The 17,958-nt window shown below is 71.1% G+C and carries 17 protein-coding genes and 1 tRNA gene; 6 read left to right on the forward strand and 12 right to left on the reverse strand.

Features of this window, described 5'->3' with window-relative positions; all coding sequences use genetic code 11:
• The first annotated feature begins 14 nt into the window (after positions 1 to 14).
• Positions 15 to 1,232 carry an ArsA family ATPase gene (locus ACFY0I_RS05830; protein ID WP_388891780.1) on the forward strand — a complete coding sequence of 406 codons (1,218 nt, stop codon included), beginning with the start codon at positions 15 to 17 and terminating at the stop codon, positions 1,230 to 1,232.
• A 40-nt stretch (positions 1,233 to 1,272) separates the two neighbouring features.
• On the opposite strand, the gene ACFY0I_RS05835 is transcribed toward ACFY0I_RS05830, so the two are convergent.
• Positions 1,273 to 1,623 (reverse strand): WhiB family transcriptional regulator, encoded by a 351-nt coding sequence (locus ACFY0I_RS05835; protein WP_053676911.1) that lies wholly within the window; start codon positions 1,621 to 1,623, stop codon positions 1,273 to 1,275.
• Between the two features lie 396 nt (positions 1,624 to 2,019).
• On the opposite strand from ACFY0I_RS05835, the gene ACFY0I_RS05840 reads away from it, so the two are divergent.
• Positions 2,020 to 4,362, forward strand: coding sequence for a transglycosylase domain-containing protein (locus tag ACFY0I_RS05840; protein WP_388890755.1), 2,343 nt, complete (start codon positions 2,020 to 2,022; stop codon positions 4,360 to 4,362).
• A gap of 149 nt (positions 4,363 to 4,511) precedes the next feature.
• Here the strand turns inward: ACFY0I_RS05840 and ACFY0I_RS05845 are convergent, their stop codons facing one another.
• Positions 4,512 to 4,973 (reverse strand): GatB/YqeY domain-containing protein, encoded by a 462-nt coding sequence (locus ACFY0I_RS05845; RefSeq protein ID WP_281208029.1) that lies wholly within the window; start codon positions 4,971 to 4,973, stop codon positions 4,512 to 4,514.
• Between the two features lie 69 nt (positions 4,974 to 5,042).
• On the opposite strand from ACFY0I_RS05845, the gene ACFY0I_RS05850 reads away from it, so the two are divergent.
• Entirely contained in the window at positions 5,043 to 5,981 is a 939-nt protein-coding gene (locus ACFY0I_RS05850; RefSeq protein ID WP_388890758.1) for a metallophosphoesterase, read from the forward strand.
• A 124-nt stretch (positions 5,982 to 6,105) separates the two neighbouring features.
• Positions 6,106 to 6,179, forward strand: a tRNA-Pro gene (locus tag ACFY0I_RS05855).
• Between the two features lie 158 nt (positions 6,180 to 6,337).
• Here ACFY0I_RS05855 and ACFY0I_RS05860 read toward each other — a convergent pair.
• The 3 genes from ACFY0I_RS05860 to ACFY0I_RS05870 all read right to left on the reverse strand — a co-directional run bounded on the left by ACFY0I_RS05860 (position 6,338) and on the right by ACFY0I_RS05870 (position 8,612).
• On the reverse strand, positions 6,338 to 6,937 hold the full coding sequence (locus ACFY0I_RS05860) for an HD domain-containing protein (RefSeq protein ID WP_388890760.1): 600 nt from the start codon (positions 6,935 to 6,937) through the stop codon (positions 6,338 to 6,340).
• A 9-nt stretch (positions 6,938 to 6,946) separates the two neighbouring features.
• On the reverse strand, positions 6,947 to 8,293 hold the full coding sequence (gene codA / locus ACFY0I_RS05865; protein ID WP_388890763.1) for a cytosine deaminase: 1,347 nt from the start codon (positions 8,291 to 8,293) through the stop codon (positions 6,947 to 6,949).
• Positions 8,294 to 8,444: 151 nt separating this feature from the next.
• Positions 8,445 to 8,612, reverse strand: coding sequence for a hypothetical protein (locus ACFY0I_RS05870; RefSeq protein ID WP_363057109.1), 168 nt, complete (start codon positions 8,610 to 8,612; stop codon positions 8,445 to 8,447).
• A gap of 109 nt (positions 8,613 to 8,721) precedes the next feature.
• On the opposite strand from ACFY0I_RS05870, the gene ACFY0I_RS05875 reads away from it, so the two are divergent.
• Positions 8,722 to 10,548: a prolyl oligopeptidase family serine peptidase gene (locus ACFY0I_RS05875; protein ID WP_388890765.1), complete on the forward strand. Its 1,827-nt coding sequence runs from the start codon at positions 8,722 to 8,724 to the stop codon at positions 10,546 to 10,548.
• Positions 10,549 to 10,678: 130 nt separating this feature from the next.
• The gene (locus ACFY0I_RS05880; RefSeq protein WP_388890767.1) at positions 10,679 to 11,542 is read left to right on the forward strand and encodes an SURF1 family protein; all 864 of its coding nucleotides are present in this window, start codon (positions 10,679 to 10,681) and stop codon (positions 11,540 to 11,542) included.
• Here ACFY0I_RS05880 and ACFY0I_RS05885 read toward each other — a convergent pair.
• The 7 genes from ACFY0I_RS05885 to ACFY0I_RS05915 form a co-directional block, all read right to left on the reverse strand.
• The gene (locus ACFY0I_RS05885) at positions 11,520 to 12,677 is read right to left on the reverse strand and encodes a hypothetical protein (protein ID WP_388890769.1); all 1,158 of its coding nucleotides are present in this window, start codon (positions 12,675 to 12,677) and stop codon (positions 11,520 to 11,522) included. The two genes, ACFY0I_RS05880 and ACFY0I_RS05885, sit on opposite strands and share 23 nt — an antisense overlap.
• Positions 12,674 to 13,453, reverse strand: coding sequence for a SigE family RNA polymerase sigma factor (locus ACFY0I_RS05890; RefSeq protein ID WP_388891783.1), 780 nt, complete (start codon positions 13,451 to 13,453; stop codon positions 12,674 to 12,676). The genes ACFY0I_RS05885 and ACFY0I_RS05890 overlap by 4 nt, the downstream gene beginning before the upstream one ends.
• A 181-nt stretch (positions 13,454 to 13,634) precedes the next feature.
• Entirely contained in the window at positions 13,635 to 14,708 is a 1,074-nt protein-coding gene (locus ACFY0I_RS05895; RefSeq protein ID WP_388890771.1) for an aspartate-semialdehyde dehydrogenase, read from the reverse strand.
• On the reverse strand, positions 14,705 to 15,979 hold the full coding sequence (locus tag ACFY0I_RS05900) for an aspartate kinase (RefSeq protein WP_319192213.1): 1,275 nt from the start codon (positions 15,977 to 15,979) through the stop codon (positions 14,705 to 14,707). The genes ACFY0I_RS05895 and ACFY0I_RS05900 overlap by 4 nt, the downstream gene beginning before the upstream one ends.
• 145 nt (positions 15,980 to 16,124) lie before the next feature.
• A complete protein-coding gene (locus ACFY0I_RS05905; RefSeq protein ID WP_388890773.1) occupies positions 16,125 to 16,772 on the reverse strand; it encodes a DUF5063 domain-containing protein in 648 nt (215 codons plus the stop codon).
• A complete protein-coding gene (recR, locus tag ACFY0I_RS05910) occupies positions 16,765 to 17,364 on the reverse strand; it encodes a recombination mediator RecR (protein ID WP_319192216.1) in 600 nt (199 codons plus the stop codon). Before recR ends, ACFY0I_RS05905 begins: the two co-directional genes overlap by 8 nt.
• Before the next feature lie 70 nt (positions 17,365 to 17,434).
• A complete protein-coding gene (locus tag ACFY0I_RS05915) occupies positions 17,435 to 17,779 on the reverse strand; it encodes a YbaB/EbfC family nucleoid-associated protein (RefSeq protein ID WP_362875360.1) in 345 nt (114 codons plus the stop codon).
• Between the last annotated feature and the right edge of the window lie 179 nt (positions 17,780 to 17,958).

The raw sequence follows: 17,958 nt of genomic DNA on the forward strand, positions 1-17,958 counted from the left end.
AGGGTGTGGACACCATGGGCCTGGACACTCCGCCGAGGCTGGCGGTCGACGCGCTGCTGGACGACCCGAAGATCCGGATCGTGGTGTGCTGCGGCTCGGGCGGCGTCGGCAAGACCACCACGGCCGCGGCGCTCGGCGTACGGGCGGCCGAACGGGGCCGCAAGGCCGTCGTGCTGACCATCGACCCGGCCCGCAGGCTCGCCCAGTCCATGGGCATCGACTCGCTGGACAACACCCCGCGCAGGGTCCCCCTGGAGGGGGACGGCGGGTCCGGCGAACTGCACGCCATGATGCTGGACATGAAGCGGACCTTCGACGAGATCGTCGAGGCGCACGCGGACGGCGAGCGGGCCCGGGCGATCCTGGCGAACCCCTTCTACCAGTCCCTGTCGGCCGGTTTCGCGGGCACGCAGGAGTACATGGCGATGGAGAAGCTGGGACAACTGCGGGCCCGGGACGACTGGGACCTGATCATCGTCGACACGCCGCCGAGCCGGTCCGCGCTGGACTTCCTCGACGCGCCGAAGCGCCTCGGGTCCTTCCTGGACGGGAAGTTCATCCGGGTGCTGATGGCGCCGGCCAAGGTCGGCGGCCGGGCCGGGATGAAGTTCCTCAATGTCGGCATGTCGATGATGACGGGCACGCTGAGCAAGCTGATGGGCGCCTCGCTGCTGAAGGACGTCCAGACCTTCGTGGCCGCGATGGACACGATGTTCGGTGGCTTCCGCACCCGCGCGGACGCGACGTTCCGGCTGCTCCAGGCCCCCGGTACGGCCTTCCTCGTGGTCGCGGCGCCCGAACCGGACGCCCTGCGGGAGGCGGCGTACTTCGTCGAACGGCTGGCGGCGGAACGGATGCCGCTGGCCGGCCTGGTGCTGAACCGGGTCCACGGGAGCGGCGCCGGCCAACTCTCCGCGGAACGGGCGCTGTCCGCCGCAGAGAATCTTGAAGAGGGCGGCATTGTCGATCAGGAGTCCGGGAAAGCTGGACTTCGTGACGCCCCCGACGACGGCTCCCCCGACGTGGACGAGGTCACCGCAGGACTGCTGCGCCTGCATGCGGAACGGATGCAGGTGATCGCGCGTGAACGGCGCACACGCGATCGCTTCACCTCGCTGCACCCCGAAGTGGCGGTGACGGAAGTGACCGCCCTGCCCGGCGACGTGCACGACCTCGCCGGGCTGCGGGCCATCGGAGAGTGCCTCGCGGCCGGGGTACCGGCCGGAGCGTAGGCGTTCGCAGGGTTCGCGTACGACGTGGTGCCCGGGTGATCTACCCGGCCGCCGCGTACGTCTCGTACGGAACGTCGATCTCCGCGTCGACATCCATGGTGAGGATGCCCGTACTGCGTTCGTACTCCGTGCGGGCGGTTTCGAGCAGCCGTCGCCACGAGGTGACGGTGGGACGCCGGCGCAACAGCGCGCGTCGTTCCCGCTCGGTCATTCCGCCCCATACTCCGAACTCGACACGGTTGTCGAGCGCGTCGGCCAGGCACTCGGTCCGCACCGGACATCCGGTGCACACCGCCTTGGCCCTGTTCTGTGCCGCTCCTTGAACGAACAGTTCATCCGGATCGGTAGTGCGGCAGGCTGCCTGCGCACTCCAGTCGGTAACCCAGCCCATCCCGGCGCCGTCCTCTCCCGAATCGAGGCTCCCCCACGGCGGTAGCGGCATATTCACCGCTGCCAGTTGAGGACGTTACGGAAGGTGGGCACAGTGCAACACCCCCGACGGGCCCAATCTTGAATGGTCCGAACGGACTATGGGTAAGCGGCAGATCACCCGACGGAGTGATCCGGCGACATGCCCGACCATTCCGGCGATTCGGGTGAAATCGGGGGCTGCCGGTAAGCGGCCGACAGAGCGACGGGCGAGATTCGGACATGTGTCCACCCCATTCGGGAAGGGTGAAAAACAAGCCGAGGGGTTGATGTCGCACCACACTGCTGTGACAGTTGGGGTCAGCTTAGGCCAAGGCATTCGCGTGTGTCCGGTGAATGAGAACGTAGGCTGCCCTCCATGGGTAAGAAGCGCTCGGGCGGCGGGCTCACGGGACCACAGCAGGCCGCCAAGTTCCTCGGGGTGTCCGTTCTCTCCGGAGTCGTACTGGCCGGCATCGCGATCCCGGGCGCCGGCGCGCTGGGACTCGCGGCCAAGGGCACGGTAGAGGGATTCGACGAGATCCCGGCCAATCTCAAAACGCCTCCGTTGAGTCAGCGCACCACGATTCTGGACGCGGAAGGTGGCCTGATCGCCACCGTCTATTCACGTGACCGGCAGGTCGTCCCCCTGACGGCGATCTCCCCGTACATGCAGAAGGCGATCGTCGCCATCGAGGACTCGCGTTTCTACGAACACGGCGCGGTCGACCTCAAGGGCATCCTGCGCGCGGTGAACCGCAACGCGCAGGAGGGCGGCGCCGCCCAGGGCGCGTCGACGCTGACGCAGCAGTACGTGAAGAACGTCTTCGTCGAGGAAGCCGGCGACGACGAGACGAAGGTGCGCGAGGCGCAGGAGAAGAGCCTCGGCCGCAAGATCCGCGAGCTCAAGTACTCGATCCAGGTCGAGGAGGAGCTCGGGAAGAAGAAGATCCTCGAGAACTACCTCAACATCACCTACTTCGGCCAGCAGGCCTACGGGATCGAATCGGCGGCGCAGCGCTACTTCAGCAAGCCCGCCAAGGACCTCACCATGGACGAGTCGGCGCTGCTGGCCGGCCTGGTGCAGTCGCCGAGCCGGTACGACCCCGTCAATGACACGCAGGAGGCGATGAAGCGCCGCAACACCGTTCTCCAGCGGATGGCCGACATGAAGGACATCTCGCAGGCGGAGGCGGAGGAGGCGAAGAAGAAGCCGGTCCAGCTGAAGGTGACCCGGCCGAAGAACGGCTGCATCACCGCGGTCAAGGGCGCGGGCTTCTTCTGCGACTACGTGCGCAACACCTTCCTGTCGGACCCGGTGTTCGGCAAGACGCGCGAGGACCGGGCGAAGATCTGGAACCAGGGCGGCCTGACCGTCCGCACGACCCTGGACCCGCAGTCCCAGGAGTCGGCGAACGCCTCGATCAAGGACCACGTCAACGAGGACGACTCGATCGCCACGGCCGTGACCATGATCCAGCCGGGCACCGGCCGGGTCCTGGCCATGGGACAGTCCAAGCCGTACGGCTTCGGGAAGAACGAGACGCAGATCAACTACTCCGTGGACAAGCGGATGGGCGGCTCCAACTTCGGCTTCCAGGTGGGCTCCACGTTCAAGCCGTTCATCGCGGCCGCGGCCCTCGAACAGGGCATGGCGCCGACCAAGGTCTACTCGGCGCCCAACAAGATCGACTACCCGAGCCCGATCCCCAAGTGCGACGGCAGCCAGTGGGTCAACCTGCCGGAAGGCAAGAAGAAGCTCGCGACGGCCGAGAACGAGACCGAGGACGAGGTCGGTCCCTACGCGCTGCGGACGGCGATGGAGAAGTCCATCAACACCTACTTCGTGCAGATGATCGGCGAGATCGGGCTCTGCCCGGTGGCCGAGATGACGCAGAAGCTCGGCGTGATCCCGGCCGACGGCTCGAAGCTGCCCGAGGCCCCCTCCATCGCGCTCGGCTCCGCCGAACTGTCGCCGCTGACGATGGCCAACGCGTACGCGACCTTCGCCAACCGGGGTACGTACTGCACCCCGATCGCCCTGGAGTCGATCACCGACGCCCACGGCAAGGCCCTCGCGGTGCCGAAGACCAAGTGCGAGCGGGCGATGTCCAAGGACACCGCCGACACGATCAACACCCTGCTGCGCGGAGTGGTCGACTCGGGTACCGGTGAGAAGGCCGGCCTGAGCAACCGCGACAACGCGGGCAAGACCGGTACGACGGACTCCCGTTACAACGCCTGGTTCGTCGGCTACACCCCGAACATGTCCGGCGCGGTGTGGGTCGGCTCGGGCGGCGCGAAGAAGATCTCGATGGAGGACATCACCATCGGCGGGCAGTACTACCCGAAGGTCTTCGGTGGTGGACTGCCCGGCCCGATCTGGCGCGACGCGGTCTCCGGCGCCCTGTCGGGGCGCGAGGCCCCCGACTTCGCCACGATCAGCATCCCGGAACCGCAGCTCCCGAGCGCCGGCAACGGAAACAACGGCGGCCGGGGCAACGGGAACGGCAACTCGACCCCGCCGACCCCGAACAGGCCCGGCAAGCCGAACAAGCCCGGCGGTGACGGCAAGCCCGGCGACAGCCGGCCCGGCGGCGCGACGGCCGCGGGAGCCACCGGCGGCGCGGGCGGCGCGGGCGGCGGCGGCGACTCCCAGAAGCCGCCGTTCGGCGGGATCACCGGGGAGCCCGGCCTGATCGGCGGCCGGGAGGACCAGTAGGACCGGAGCCGCATCCGTCAGCGGGACACGTAGGTCTCGCAGGACGCGCAGAACGAAGGGGAGGGCCCCGGCCGGATCATCCGGCCGGGGCCCTCCCCTTGTTCCTGTTCCTACCGATCGGCTCCCGTTCTACCGAGCCCCCGCCCGGTTCAGGAGAGCTGGCGCTTGACGACGGCGGCGACCCGGCCGCCCTCCGCCAGGCCCGCGACCTTCGGGTTCACGATCTTCATGACGGCGCCCATGGCCCGCGGCCCCTCGGCACCCGCCGCCTTGGCTTCCTCGACCGCCTGCGTCACGATCGCGACGAGCTCGTCGTCGCTCAGCTGCTTGGGCAGGTAGGCGTCGAGGAACTCGCCCTCCAAGGTCTCCCGCGCGGCCTGCTCGGCGCGGCCGCCCTGGGCGAAGGCCTCCGCGGCCTCGCGGCGCTTCTTCGCCTCCTTCGCGATCACCTTGAGGACTTCGTCGTCGGAGAGCACGCGTGCTTCCTTGCCCGCGACCTCCTGGTTGGTGATGGCGGACAGGGTCAGGCGCAGCGTGGACGAAGCGAGCTCGTCGCGTGCCCTGATGGCGTTGGTGAGGTCTTCCTGGAGCTTGGCCTTGAGCGTGGTCATGCCCATGAGTCTGCCAGGTGCGGGGGCGGTGGCGCCCGCCGGTTTTCCGCGTCTGCGACGATAGGGGGCATGCGCGCGCGTTACGGAGTCCCCCTGAAAGTCACTGCCTCGATCGCGGCGGTGGGGGCCGCGGGAGTGGCCTATGCCGCCGGATTCGAGGCCCGTTCCTTCCGCCTGCGCCGGGTCACCGTGCCCGTGCTCCCGCCGGGGATGCGCCCGCTACGCGTGCTCCAGGTCTCCGACATCCACATGGTCGGCGGGCAGCACAAGAAGCGTGCCTGGCTGCAGTCCCTGGCCGGGCTGCGCCCCGACTTCGTGGTGAACACCGGCGACAACCTCTCCGACACGGAGGGCGTGCCGGAGGTCCTCGACGCGCTGGGTCCGCTGATGGACTTCCCGGGCGTGTACGTCTTCGGGTCCAACGACTACTACGGGCCGCGGCTGCGGAACCCGGGGCGGTACCTGATCGAGAAGACCCAGGGCCGGCACGGGCTGAACGGCAACAAGCCGGTCGTCGGCGCCGTCCACAACCCCTGGGAGGGCATGCGGGACGCCTTCGACGCGGCGGGCTGGCTCAACCTCACCAACACGCGGGCCCGACTGAAGCTGGAAGGGCTGGAGCTCGCCTTCACCGGCCTCGACGACCCGCACATCAAGCGGGACCGCTACGAGCAGGTCGCGGGCGGCCCCGAGGCGGACGCCGACTTCTCGATGGCCGTCGTGCACGCCCCGTACCTGCGGGTCCTCGAATCCTTCACCGCCGACCGGTACCCCCTGATCCTCGCCGGGCACACCCACGGCGGGCAGCTGTGCATCCCCTTCTACGGGGCCCTGGTCACCAACTGCGACCTGGACACGAAGCGGGTCAAGGGCCTGTCGACGTACGAGGCCGACGGCCACCGCTCGTACCTCCACGTCTCGGCGGGCTGCGGCACCAACCGCTACACCCCGGTCCGCTTCGCCTGCCCCCCGGAAGCGACCCTGCTGACCCTGACCCCGAAGGCCTGACACCAGGGCCGGGGCGCCCCCGCGGCACCCGGGCGGCGCCTCGTGAAAACCGGATTTCGTCTCCGGGCGAGGGTCCGCTAAAGTAATCGATGTCGCCACGGCAGCAAGACGCCAAAGCGACGATCGGGGTGTAGCGCAGCTTGGCAGCGCGCTTCGTTCGGGACGAAGAGGTCGTGGGTTCAAATCCCGCCACCCCGACGCTGTAGTACCAGGTCAGGTGGCCTACTCATCGAGTAGGCCACCTGACCTGTTTTCATGTGCGGGTCCTTCCGAGTGGGGCGGGGACGGCTGTCCTCGTACTCCGCCGGCGCGGGATCCGGGTTCGACGCCGGCGGCGCGGGCCGGGCCCGCGGCGGTCAGTGGTCCAGCGGGTTCGCGCCGATTCGGGCCGCGGCTCCGCCCGCGACGTAGGCGGCGGCCGCGCAGGCCGGCTTCCGCGCGGCCTGGTCCTCGACGAGCGCGAGGAAGGCCGCGCCGAAGCCCGACCGGGGGTACGCGGCCAGTAGTCCGGCCGTGAAGGACGGGGCGAACTCCTCCACGCGCAGCCCCGAGACGTCCGCGCTCGTACCCACCTGGAGGAGGTGGCTTTCCGCGTCCTCGGCGGCGTCGACGTCGTCCCGCATGTGCAGGACGATCACCTCCTGCGCCCGCGCCCGGCGGGCGGGCGCCCAGCCCAGCCCCGCCGTGAACACCCGGGCCACGTGCCCGCCGGCTTCCTCGAAGGGCAGGGTGTGGCTGTCGAACGGCGCGGTGAGGCCCAGGTCGTGCAGCAGGGCGCTGACGTAGAGGAGTTCCGCGTCGTACGCGATCTCCCGCTCGCGCGCGTACTCGGCGGCGAAGGCGTAGGAGCGGACGGAGTGGTTGAGCAGCGCAGCGTCCGCGTACTCCGAGGCGGTCTCGAAGGCGGAGCGGGCCGTGTCGGAGTCGAGGTCGTACGGGGTCCGTATCCGTGTCATGGCCGCACCCTAGTGCGGACCCGGCTCAGGCAGTCCCTCTCGAGGGGCGGCCTGGGTCCCCCGGATGAACTCCACCGTCGACGGGGTCTCGCCGGGCCAGTTCAGCAGGGCCGGCTGCGGTCGCGTCTCCGCGAGGACGCTGCCCCGGGAAACCACGTACCGGGGGCGGACCTGACGGCGGATCGCCTCCTGCGGGGTGGGGGCGGGCAGCAGCACGAAGGAGGCCGGGGCGCCTTCGTGGATCCCGTACTCGGAGGCGTCGAGGCCCAGCACCCGGGCCGCACGGTCCGTCACCATCGAGAAGGCGAGCGGGATCTCGTCCGCTCCGGTGAGCTGGGCGGCGTACACGCCGACGAGGGCGGTCTGGAGCGGGTTGGCCGTGCCCAGCGCGTTCCAGGGGTCCATCACGTCGTCGTGGCCGAAGGCCACGTTGACGCCGGCCGCCAGCATCTCCTTGACCTGGGTGAGGCCGCGCCGCTTGGGATACGCGTCGAACCGGCCCTGGAGGTTGAGGTTGGCGAAGGGGTTGGAGACGAGGTTGATGCCCGAACGGGACAGCAGCCGCTGGAGCTTGAACGCGTAGGCGCCGTTGTAGGAGCCCATGGCCGTCGTGTGCGAGGCGGTCGCGCGCTCGCGCAGGCCCGAGCGCAGGGCCAGCGTGGCGAGCGTTTCCACGAAGCGGGACTGTTCGTCGTCGATCTCGTCGCAGTGGGCGTCGACGCGCAGCCCGTGCTCCTCGGCCAGCGCGAAGGCCGTTCCCAGCGAGGCGATGCCGTCCTCGCGGGTGTCCTCGAAGTGCGGGATGGCCCCGACGACGTCCGCCCCGCGGGCCACGGCTTCGCGCAGCAGCGCCGCGCCGTCGGGGAAGGAGACGATGCCCTCCTGCGGGAAGGCGACGATCTGCAGGGTCATGATGTCCCGCACCCGGTCACGGACCTCCAGCAGCGCGTCGAGCGCGGTGAGGGAGGGGTCGGTGACGTCGCAGTGGGTACGGACGTGCAGCACCCCGTTGGCCGCCTGCCAGCGCAGCACCTCGGTCGCCCGGTCGATGACGTCCTCGCGGGTCAGGGTCCGCTTGCGTTCGCTCCAGCAGGCGATGCCCTCCCAGAGCGTGCCGGAGGCGTTGGGGCGGGGCTGCCCGGCCGTCAGGGCCGTGTCCAGGTGGATGTGGGGTTCCACGAAGGGGGCCGTGAGGAGGTCGCCGTGGGCCTCGATCAGTACCCCGGTCGCGGGCGGTTCCTTCTGGTCGTCGTGCGGGACCACGCGCGTGACGCGGCCGTCCTCGCCGACTTCCACGTCGGAGAGGGCGTGTGCTGGTGTGTGGAGCAGCCGGGCACCCCGGACGATCATCCGCATGGGGCCAGCGTACGGACGTGGCGCTTCGTTTCACGTGAAACGCCCGTGTGCACGCGATCCGGTTTCACGTGGAACGCCGCACCGGTCGCCGCCTGCTGTTTCACGTGAAACACAGGCCGTGACCGGTGCAGAGACCCGGGGCGCGGCGGTTTCAGCCGCGCTTCGCCTGGGCCTTCTGCTGCATGCCTCGCGTCTTCGCGGCGACCGACTGCACGTCTCTGACCGCGGCCTTGGCCCGCGCCTCGGCCGCCGTGTTCTTCGCCATCGCCCGCTCGGAATCCTGGTGGCCGTGGTGACCGGTGCGCGCCTTCTTCGCCATGATCAACACCCTCTCGTCAGCGATCGGCGTACGCCCACCACCATGCGCCCGTTCGGCCCAGTCGGCATCTCGACGCGTCACCCACGCCGGTGCGGCAAGAATGGAGGGCATGACCAGCGACAGCGATGTGACCCCCGGCGACACCCCCGAGACGCGAGAGATGCCCGACTGGGAGCGGCGCTTCCGGGCCCCGCGCGTAGGCCTGCCCGAATGGGCCGAGGACGCCCCGGACCGCTCGCTCTTCGTCTCCAACGCCACCGGCACCTACGAGCTCTACGCCTGGGACCGCGCCACCGGCACCCAGCGCCAGGCCACCGACCGCCCGAACGGCACCACCGACGGCGCCCTCTCCCCCGACGGCGAGTGGATCTGGTGGTTCTCCGACACCGACGGCGACGAGTTCGGCACCTGGGTCCGCCAACCCTTCGCGGGCGGCCCCGACGAACCCGCGACCCCCGGCCTGGAGCCCTCGTACCCGGCGGGGCTCGCCATCGGTCGGGACGGCACGGCGGTCGTCGGCCGGTCCACGGACGAGGACGGATCGACGATCCACGTCGTGCGGCCGGACGGGAGCGCCCCCACCGTCGTCTACCGACACCGCGAATCGGCCGGTGTCGGCGACCTCTCCCATGACGGCACCCTCCTCGCCGTCGAGCACACCGAACACGGCGACGCCATGCACTCGGCACTGCGCGTCCTCACCCTCGACGGAGCCGGCGTCGCCGAGCTCGACGACTCCCGGGGCGGTACCGAGGAGCTCGGCCTGGAGGTGCTCGGCTTCGCCCCCGTCGCCGGGGACACCCGCCTCCTCGTCGGCCACCAGCGGCGCGGCCGGTGGGAGCCGATGGTCTGGGACGTGTCCACCGGCTCCGAGGAGGACCTGGCGATCGAGCTGCCCGGCGACGTCAGCGCCGAGTGGTACCCGGACGGGTCCGCCCTGCTCATCGCCCACAGCTTCGAGGCGCGCAGCGAGCTGTGGCGCTACGACCTGGCCGCGCGGGAACTCGTACGGGTGGACACGCCCCCGGGGTCGGTGTCCGGTGCGACGGCCCGCCCGGACGGCACCGTCGAGTACCAGTGGTCCTCGGCGGCCGAACCGGCCTCCGTACGCTCCACCGCCGGCGGCGTCGTACTCGACCCGCCCGGTTTCCGCCCGCCCGGCTCGGTGCCGGTGGAGGACGTGTGGGTGGACGGCCCCGGCGGCCGCGTCCACGCGCTGGCGCAGCGTCCCACCGGCCACGGCGACGGCCCCTTCCCGACCGTCTTCGAGATCCACGGCGGGCCCACCTGGCACGACAGCGACTCCTTCCTCGCCACCCCGGCGGCCTGGCTGGACCACGGCTTCGCGGTGGTGCGGGTGAACTACCGCGGCTCCACCGGCTACGGCCGGGAGTGGACCGACGCCCTCAAGCACCGCGTCGGTCTCATCGAGCTGGAGGACATCGCGGCCGTCCGGGAGTGGGCCGTGGCCTCCGGCCTCGCCGACCCGGCACGCCTCGTCCTGTCCGGGGGGTCCTGGGGCGGCTACCTGACCCTGCTCGGCCTCGGCACGCAGCCCGACGCCTGGGCCGTGGGCCTGGCCGGCGTACCCGTCGCGGACTACGTCACGGCCTACCACGACGAGATGGAGGCCCTGAAGTCCCTCGACCGCACGCTCTTCGGCGGAACCCCGGAGGAGGTCCCCGAACGCTTCGAGGCCTCCTCCCCGCTGACGTACGTCGATGCCGTCACCGCTCCCGTGCACATCGCCGCCGGGGTCAACGACCCGCGCTGCCCGATCCGTCAGATCGACAACTACGTCGAACGCCTCGCTGCCCGCGGCGCGGTCCACGAGGTGTACCGCTACGACGCCGGGCACGGCTCGCTGGTCGTCGAGGAACGCATCAAGCAGGTCCGCATGGACCTCGAATTCGCCCTCAAGCACCTGAAGCCCTGATGCGGAGGCCCCCGGGCCGCAGCGGCACCTGCCGGCCCGGCCGCCTCCGGGCGGCCGGGCCGGCGGCCGGGCGGGCTCCGGGCCGTGCCCCGGAGGCGGGCCGGCCCCGCGCCCCCCGTACGGTGGTGGCGTGCACCGGTTTCTCCTGACCCCGCGCTGGTGGGGGATCAACGTCTTCGTCGCGCTCGCCATCCCCGTCTGCCTGTTCATGGGGTCCTGGCAGCTCGGCCGCTTCGAGGATCGTGTCGGCAGCCACCGGGAGGCGACCGCGCAGCGGCCCGCCGACCAGGCGGCCGCCCCGCTGGACTCCCTGCTGCCGGTGACCACGGAGACCTCCGGACGGCTCGCCTCCACCGCCGGGGAGTACGGGCGCCAGCTGCTCGTCCCCGAGCGGCAGCTCGACGGCCGGGAGGGCTTCTACGTCCTGACCCTGCTGCGCACCGACTCGGGCCGGACCGTCCCCGTCGTACGGGGCTGGCTGCCGGGGCCGGCCGACGCGGCCAAGGCCCCGACCCCGCCGACCGGGCGGGTCGAGGTCAGCGGCGCCCTGCAGTCCTCGGAGAACTCCGGGACCAAGGGCGTCCACTCGCAGGGCGGCCTGCCGGAGGGTCAGCTCGGGGTGATCGGGTCGGCCACGCTGGTCAACCTGGTGCCCGATCCCCTCTACGACGCCTGGCTGACGGTGCAGACCCCCGTCGACGGGATGACGCCGGTCCCCGCGAAGGCCCCGAACAACACCGGTCTCGACCTGAAGGCCTTCCAGAACCTCGGCTACACCGGCGAGTGGTTCGTCTTCGTCGCCTTCGTCATCTTCATGTGGTTCCGGCTGTACCGCCGCGAGGTGGAGACCCTGCGCGACGCCGAGGCCGGCCTGCTGCCGGCCGCCCCGGGTGCGACCACCGGATCCCTCCCCGAGGCCGGCCCGGACGCGGCCTCCGCGCCCGACGCCGATGCCCCGGCCCCGGCCTCCGCTACGGCGCGGCCGCGGGAATGATGCCCGTCCGGTAGACCGTCCCGCCGCAGGCCGCCGGGATCGTGGTCTGCGTGATCGGAGCCCCCGCAAGCGGCGTGCCGGGCGTGTGGGACACCGCCACGCCGGCCGGGTCCGGCGCCGTGGTACCGCTCAGCGGGTCCGCCGCCGCGGCCGGGCTCACGGCCGAACCGTCTTCGGACGCGGGCTCCGCCGAACCGGCCGGACGCTGCGCCGGGCCGCTCTGCTCGGCGGGCTCGGCCGAGGGGCTCGGGGACGCCGCGGGGCAGGACTCGGCGGACGGCACCCAGGCGAAGCGCACCTCGTAGGCACTGTTCGGGTCGAGCACCAGCTGGGGCCTCTCGGTCGACGGGGCGGGGAGCAGCCCGCTCGCCGGGTCCCCCTCCCGGTGGCCCGTGACCGTCACCGCGGGGCCCTTCGCGGGGGGCGTCGTCGCCAGCGAGGCGGCCGTCACCCGGTCCGGGCCGGTGACCGTGCAGCCGCGTGCCGACACGTTGGTGACCTGGAAGCTGCCGTACACCTTGCCGTCGCGCTCGGGGGCGCGGGCGCTGCCCCGCACGCCCAACTGCTCGGAGGTGCAGGCGGGGACGACCCCGGGTGCGGCCACCGGGGGCGTTCGCTCGATCGCCGGTCCGCTGCCGGTCGCCGCGCCGGCCGTGGCCCCGGTGCCGGACGGGCCGGTCGTGACGCCGCCGGACGGGGTGACGCTCGCCTGCGGGGACGGCTGTTCGCCGGTGCCGTCCTCCAGGGTCGGGCCGGTGGACCGCGTCGGCCTGGGCTGGTTGCCGGCTCCGGCGCCGTTGTGGCGGGGCTCCGCGGGGTACCCCGTATTGCCGCCCTGTGCCTGACCGTGTCCGGCCATCGCCGAGTGGTCGGTGGTGGTGCCCTGTTCGCCCCCCAGGTGCAGGGCCGCCGGAACCGCGGTCGCGGCCAGCAGCACCGCCGCTGCCGCCCCCACGACGGCCTGGCGTTTAAGGGCCCGACGGGCGGGCACCGCGTGGCGCAGGCGCTCCAGCGCGCCGTCGGAGGGCTCCAGGCCCTGGACGGCCCCCGCCAGCAGGCTCCGTAGCGCCTGTTCGTCACCCTCGTGTCCGGCGGTTCCCGCCGGGTCCGCCGGATTCTTCTGGTCGTCCGTCATGACTGCGCAGCCTCCATCGCCACCCTCAGCGCGGCAATGCCCCGCGAACCGTACGCCTTGACCGAGCCGAGCGATATGCCGAGCGTCTCGGCGACCTGGACCTCCGTCATGTCCGCGAAATAGCGCAGCACCAGCACCTCGCGCTGGCGGCGCTGGAGTCCCCGCATCGACTTGATGAGGTCGTCGCGCTCCAGTTGGTCGTACGCGCCCTCCTCCGCGCTCGCCATGTCCGGCATCGGCTTCGAGAGGAGCTTCAGGCCGAGGATGCGGCGGCGCAGCGCGGAGCGCGAGAGGTTCACGACGGTCTGGCGCAGGTAGGCCAGCGTCTTGTCCCTGTCCCGGACCCTGTTGCGGGCCGAGTGGACCCGGATGAACGCCTCTTGGACGACGTCCTCGCAGGAGGCGGTGTCGTCGAGGAGGAGGGCGGCCAGGCCGAGGAGCGACCGGTAGTGGGCCTGGTAGGTCTCGGTGAGGTGATCGACCGTGGTCCCCGCGACGACGACCTTCTCGGCGGCGGCCGGCTCGCCGGCCCCCGCCGCGGAGGCCCCGGCCTCGGGCGCACCGACTGCCGTCGGGTCCGCGGGCGTGCCGACCGTACCCGCGCTATCGCGGGGCGAGGGCACGCGGCCGCTCGGGGTCGGCAGGGCGGAGGGCGTGGCGGGCGGGGCGCCTGCCGGCGGGACGGGAACGATCACGGGGAAGCCGCCGGGTGCGCCGGTGCGTCGCCGCGACGGGACGATTCCGGTGCGTGCGGGTACGACGGCGAAGTCGAGCAATGCCTCTGCCACGCCCTTTGGACACGTATCCCTCCGTCAGGGTTGTACGCGCGAGGCGGAGTCCTTTGCGTTTTTCCCGTTGCCCTCATGCGTACCCGCTCTTCCCGGTTGCCCCGTTTGTCCAGGCGGCAGTCGGGCCATCACCTTGATCAAGGGATCGCCACCGATCCTACAAAGCGATTTACGCGAATTCACCCGCGATGAGTTCCGAGATCTGAGCGGCATTCAGGGCGGCGCCCTTGCGCAGGTTGTCGGCGCACACGAAGAACTCCAGGGAGCGGGTGTCGTCGAGCGAGCGCCGCACCCGTCCCACCCAGGCCGGATCCGTCCCGGCGGCGTCCGCCGGCGTCGGGAACTCCCCTGCGGCCGGGTCGTCGACGAGGACCACTCCGGGCGCGGCCTCCAGGATCTCCCGGGCACGCACCGCGTCGACCTCCCGCTCGAACCGGGCCCGCACGGTGAGGGAATGGCCGATGACGACGGGGACCTGTACGCAGGTCACGGCGACCGGCAGCGCGTCCAGTTCCAGGATCCGCCGGGTCTCCGCGCGTACGGCCAGCTCGTGCGAGGACCAGCCGTCGTCGCACAGCTCACCGGACCAGGGCACGACGTTCAGCGCGAGCGGGGCCGCGAACGGGCCGGTGTCCTCGCCGACGGCCCGGCGGACGTCCCCGGGCTGCTCGCCCAGGGAGGTTCCGGCGACCAGCGACAGCTGGCGGCGCAGGGTCTCGGAGCCGGCCCGACCGGCCGCACCGGCGGCCTGGTACGAGGAGACGGCCAGGTCGGCCAGTGCGTACTCGGCGTGCAGCGCGCCCAGCGCGGCGATCATGGCGGCGGTCACGCAGTCGGGGCCGGCGACGATGCCGCGCGGCCGGATCCGTACGGCGTGGCCGTTCACCTCGGGCACCACCAGGGGAACCTCGGGGTCGTCCCGGAACGCGGCGGAACGGTCCACCACGACGGCACCGCGCGCGGTGACGACGGGGGCCCAGCGCGCCGAGACCTCGTCCGGGGTCAGGAAGAGCACGATGTCGCCCACGCCGAAGCCGTCGAAGGCGTCCTCGGTGAGGGCGATCACCTCGATCTCCTCGCCGCGCACGGCCAGCACGCGGCCGGCCGAGCGCGGGGTGGCGATCAGGCGTATCTCGCCCCAGATGTCCGCCCGTTGGGACAGGATCCGGAGCAGGACCGAACCGACCGCACCGGTCGCCCCGACCACGGCGAGCGCCGGGCCGGAGGACCGGGGCGGGTTCATCGTCCGGTGCCTCCGTAGACGACGGCCTCGTCGCTGTCGGAGTCGAGCCCGAAGGCCGTGTGCACGGCGCGGACGGCGTCGTTGACGTCGTCCTGGCGGGTCACGACGGAGATGCGGATCTCGGAGGTCGAGATCAGCTCGATGTTGACGCCCGCGTCGGACAGCGCCTGGAAGAACGAGGCGGTGACGCCCGGGTTGGTCTTCATGCCCGCGCCGACCAGCGAGATCTTGCCGATCTGGTCGTCGTAGCGCAGCGAGTCGAAGCCGATCTGGCCCTTCGCCTTCTCCAGGGCGTCGATGGCCTTGTGGCCCTCTGCCTTGGGGAGGGTGAAGGAGATGTCCGTGAGGCCCGTGGAGGCCGCAGAGACGTTCTGCACGATCATGTCGATGTTGATCTCGGCGTCCGCGATGGCGCGGAAGATCGCCGCGGCCTCGCCCGGCTTGTCCGGGACCCCGACGACAGTGATCTTGGCTTCGGAGACGTCGTGCGCGACTCCGGAGATGATGGCGTGCTCCACCTGCGCGTCCCCTTGCGGATTCTCGTTGCTGACCCAGGTGCCCGGCAGTCCCGAGAAGGACGAGCGGACGTGGATCGGGATGTTGTAGCGGCGCGCGTACTCGACGCAGCGGTGCAGCAGCACCTTGGAGCCGGAGGCCGCGAGCTCCAGCATGTCCTCGGAGGAGATCCAGTCGAGCTTCTTGGCCTTCTTCACGACGCGGGGGTCCGCGGTGAAGACGCCGTCGACGTCGGTGTAGATCTCGCAGACCTCGGCGTCCAGCGCCGCGGCCAGCGCCACGGCGGTGGTGTCCGACCCGCCGCGGCCCAGGGTGGTGATGTCCTTCGAGTCCGCGGACACGCCCTGGAATCCGGCGACGATGGCGATGTTGCCCTCGTCCAGCGCGGTGCGGATACGGCCCGGCGTCACATCGATGATGCGCGCTTTGTTGTGCACCGAGTCGGTGATCACGCCCGCCTGGCTGCCGGTGAACGACTGGGCCTCGTGGCCCAGGTTTTTGATCGCCATGGCCAGCAGGGCCATGGAGATCCGCTCTCCGGCGGTCAGCAGCATGTCGAACTCACGCCCGGCAGGCATCGGAGATACCTGCTCGGCGAGATCGATCAGCTCGTCCGTAGTGTCGCCCATCGCGGAAACCACGACGACCACCTGGTGGCCGTTCTTCTTGGCATCCACGATCCGCTTGGCGACGCGCTTGATGCCCTCGGCATCGGCTACGGAGGAGCCTCCGTACTTCTGCACGACAAGGCCCACGTGCGCTCCTCGCTCGGTTCGTCTCATTTTCCGGATGCAGTCTAACGAGCGGCCGCGATACGACCGCTTCGTGCCACATCATGAGACGAAAAGATCAGCGGACCGGTTGCCCGAGCGGGCCCCGGCGCGACCGGCGCGCGGCCCGTCACTTGCGGCCCAGCCCGCCCAGTTCCTCCGCCATGACCTGCCCGGCCTGCTCCGCCAGATCGTCCTCGGTGATGTCCTCGTCCGTGTCCAGGCCGTCCAGGGCGGCCAGCGGCTGGTCGAGCCGGACGTGCGCGATCAGCGACTGGAGGGCGCGCAGCGTGGCCGAGGCCGTCGGACCCCAGTTGGTGAAGTACGAGAACTGCCACCACCACAGCGCCTCGGTGATGCGACCGGCCTGGTGGTGGATGAGCCCGTGCCGCAGGTCGGCGACCACGTCGGCCAGGTCGTCGGAGATCCGGTGCGGGACCGGGGCCTTGCGCGGCTCGTACGGATCGAAGACCTCGGAGTAGACGTCGACCGGCTCCAGCATGATCGCGAACCGCTCGCGCAGGTCGTCCACGTCCGGCTCCGGACCCAGGTCGGGCTCGTAGCGCTCTTCGGGCAGGACGTCCTGGTACGCGCCCAGCCGGCCGCCCGCCAGCAGCAGCTGGGACACCTCCAGGAGGAGGAAGGGCACGGCACTGTCCGGGTCCTCGCCCTTGGCCACCATGGTGACCGCGACGATGAACGACTCGATCTGGTCCGCGATCGAGGCGGCGAAGTCGTCCGGATCCTGGCCGAGGGCGTGCAGCGTTGCGTCAGACATCGAGAAGTCGCCTTCCTTCAAAGGCCCGCCCGAGCGTGACCTCGTCCGCGTACTCCAGATCTCCCCCTACGGGGAGCCCGCTGGCCAGGCGGGTGACCTTGAGGCCCATGGGCTTGATCATGCGGGCGAGGTAGGTGGCGGTCGCCTCGCCCTCCAGGTTCGGGTCGGTCGCCAGGATCAGCTCCGTGACCGTACCGTCCGCCAGGCGCGTCAGCAGCTCCCGGATCCGCAGGTCGTCCGGGCCGACGCCCTCGATCGGGCTGATCGCGCCGCCGAGGACGTGGTACTTGCCCCGGAACTCGCGGGTCCGTTCGATCGCGACGACGTCCTTCGACTCCTCGACCACACAGATGACCGTGGTGTCACGGCGCGGGTCGCGGCAGATGCCGCACCGCTCCTCCTGCGCCACGTTCCCGCAGACCGCGCAGAACCGGACCTTGTCCTTCGCCTCCAGCAGCGCGTGCGCGAGGCGCCGGATGTCGGTGGGCTCGGCCTGCAGGACGTGGAAGGCGATCCGCTGCGCGCTCTTGGGCCCGACGCCGGGCAGCCTGCCCAGTTCGTCGATCAGGTCCTGGACCACGCCTTCGTACAACGGACTGCCTTCTCTCGTTCGGTGGGGGCTCGGTTGATGTCGGACGGGGCGATCTCGCGCCGCGCCGGTGCTAGAACGGCAGGCCGGGAATGCCTCCGCCGCCGCCCAGCATCTGAGCGAGCGGGCCCATCCGCTGCTCCTGGAGCGCCTGGGCGTTCTCGTTGGCCGCCTGAACCGCGGCGACCACCAGGTCGGCAAGGGTCTCGGTGTCCTCGGGATCCACGGCCTTCGGATCGATCACCAGCGCGAGCAGTTCACCGGAACCGGTGACGGTCGCCTTCACCAGTCCGCCGCCGGACTGACCCTCGACCTCGGCGGCGGCCAGCTCTTCCTGGGCCGCGGCGAGATCCTGCTGCATCTTCTGGGCCTGCTGAAGCAGCTGCTGCATGTCGGGCTGGCCACCACCGGGAATCACAGGGCACTCACTCCTTCGGAACGCTTGGTCAATCCGAGCCTACGTGGTCCCCGCGCGGCGCGCCCTACGCCGGGAGGACCAACTCTTTCGAGTGAGAGATACGGCGTGCGCGTACCTGCTGGGGCCCTCCGTGCGGGCGGAAAACCGGGGTTTCGTCGTCCATGGCCCGTCATTCGAAG

It is taken from the genome of Streptomyces sp. NPDC001568 (genome assembly GCF_042893755.1).
In the GTDB taxonomy this organism is placed as follows: Bacteria; Actinomycetota; Actinomycetes; order Streptomycetales; family Streptomycetaceae; genus Streptomyces.